Annotated in this window: 3 protein-coding genes; all 3 read left to right on the top strand. The window is 65.3% G+C overall.

Features of this window, described 5'->3' with window-relative positions; all coding sequences use genetic code 11:
• The coding region (locus EOA60_RS30205) for a triose-phosphate isomerase (RefSeq protein WP_164899662.1) at positions 1-293 on the top strand (293 nt) is incomplete at its 5' end.
• A gap of 161 nt (positions 294-454) precedes the next feature.
• Complete coding sequence (gene secG, locus EOA60_RS30200; protein WP_095825378.1) at positions 455-979, top strand: preprotein translocase subunit SecG; 525 nt, start codon at positions 455-457, stop codon at positions 977-979.
• A 213-nt stretch (positions 980-1,192) separates the two neighbouring features.
• Positions 1,193-2,101, top strand: a 909-nt coding sequence (locus EOA60_RS30195; RefSeq protein ID WP_164899661.1) for a L,D-transpeptidase, incomplete at its 3' end; no start/stop codon positions are given.

Genomic DNA, 2,101 nt, shown 5'->3' with positions numbered 1-2,101 from the left:
CCCCCGCCGCCAACACCATCATCGCATACGAGCCGGTCTGGGCCATCGGCACCGGCCTGACGCCGACGGCCGCCGACGTCGCCGAGGCGCATGCCCATATCCGTGGCAAGCTGACGGCGCTGCTCGGCGATGCCGCGGCCAGGATGCGCATCCTCTATGGCGGTTCGGTCAAGCCGTCCAATGCGGTGGAGCTGCTTGGCGTCGAGAATGTCGATGGCGCCCTGGTCGGCGGCGCAAGCCTGAAGGCGGCCGACTTCCTCGCCATTGCCGAAGCCTATATGCACATGTCATAGCCGCAGACGGCGGCAGGGGCGCGGCCCAAATCGTTGCAATGGCCGCATTGCTCCCCATATTCCCGGCCACGGGCTTGGAAATGCCGCCAAAGCATTGTAAGGAGCCGCCTCCAAATCACCGGTCGTATGCGCGGCCGCGCAAGGCCTCGCCAGGATAAATTATGGAAACGGTACTGATCGTCGTTCATCTTATGGTCGTGCTCGCCCTTGTCGGCGTGGTGCTGCTGCAGCGCTCCGAAGGCGGCGGTCTCGGCATTGGTGGCGGTTCCGGTTTCATGACGGCGCGGGGCGCAGCCAACGCGCTTACCCGCGCGACTGCGATCCTGGCCGCGGCTTTCTTCGTGACCTCGCTCGCGCTCTCCATCCTTGCCCGCTACGGCGAGAAGCCGATCGACATCCTCGACAGGGCACCGGCTTCGACCTCGGGCAATGCCGGCAAGGGTGTGCTCAACCAATTGCCGGGCGCCACCGGTCCGGTGGGCAGCTCGCAGCCGGCGGCGCCGGCTGGCGGCACCGCGCCGGCCGCCCCGTCGGGCGGAACGACAACCACGACGCCGCTGTCGAATGGCGGCACCACCACGGCCCCGGCCACTGCTCCCGCAACACCGGCGCCCGCGAATCCGACCACGCCGCCGGCCGCGAACGGCGTTACCTTGCCGGTCACCCCGCAGGTTCCGAACCAGTAGCCGGACAAGCATTGCTGCCGCGATCTGTTGTTCTTTGAACACAGTCGCGGCAAATGCCGCTCGATCACGAAGATTCAACCAAATGTAACGCGTCGCTCAGCTTGAGGGCGCGCTGGCTAATCGATTATAGATTGCGCGCGGCACTTTTCGGCGTCCTTGGGGGGCGCCGGGCGACGCCGTTGGGCAACTAGCATAGAAAATCGGATCTTCGCCATGCAGCTTCGCAGCTTCATCCTTTTGGGATTCTGTGCCGTATTCGGCATGGGCTCCGCGGCCTTTGCCTCACCGGCAAATCTGGCCGCTTCGCCGTCGGTAGAGAAGACCGACGCAATACCCGTCGCCGCCAAGAGCGACGCATCGCAGCTGAGGCTTCTCAAGAAGAAGAAAAACCCGACTCCGGACGACCTCGCGCAGATAGAAAAGCTCGAGGCCAAGATCGCTGCCGACAAGGAAGCGGCCAAGCAAAAGGCGCTCGAAGCCCGCAAGCTGGCGATGCGTGAGGCGGCCAAGGCCAAGGCGGATGCGGCGCGTCAGGAATGGCTCTCCAAGAAGGGTTCGGCCGCGCCGGCCGAAGTGGCTGATGCGAAGCCCGGGAAGAAGACCGTCAAGATCATCGAACCGCTCACGCCCGTGGCGCCGATCGCCTCGCTCCAGGCCGAGGAGCCGATCCCGGCCGAGGCGATGAACATCACGGCCACCGGCAACAACGGTGAGTTGCGAAGCGAACAACCCGGCCAGAAGCGGGCGAGCAGCGGCGGCCTGTTCGCCGGCCTGTTCGGCGGTTCCTCGGTGACCTCGATCAACTATCTGCCGGAGACCCGCGCGCTTGATTCGGCGCTCGCCAAGAAGGATGCCAAGAGGCCGTTCAAGGTGAAGCCGGAGTTCGTGCCGCAGGACGTCGCCTTCACCGGCTATGAGCCCGGGACGATCGTCATCGACACGACTGCTCGCCGTCTCTACCTCGTCGAATCGTTTTCCACCGCGCGCCGCTACGCCATCGCAGTCGGCCGTGAAGGACTTCAGTTCAAGGGGACGGTGGCCGTCGGCGACAAGCAGGAATGGCCGCGCTGGATCCCGACGCTCGACATGCAGAAGCGCGAGCCGAAGCACTATGGCCAGTAC

The organism is Mesorhizobium sp. M1A.F.Ca.IN.020.06.1.1 (assembly GCF_004023265.1).
In the GTDB taxonomy this organism is placed as follows: domain Bacteria; phylum Pseudomonadota; class Alphaproteobacteria; order Rhizobiales; family Rhizobiaceae; genus Mesorhizobium.
This window is presented reverse-complemented; position numbering and strand designations above follow the sequence as displayed.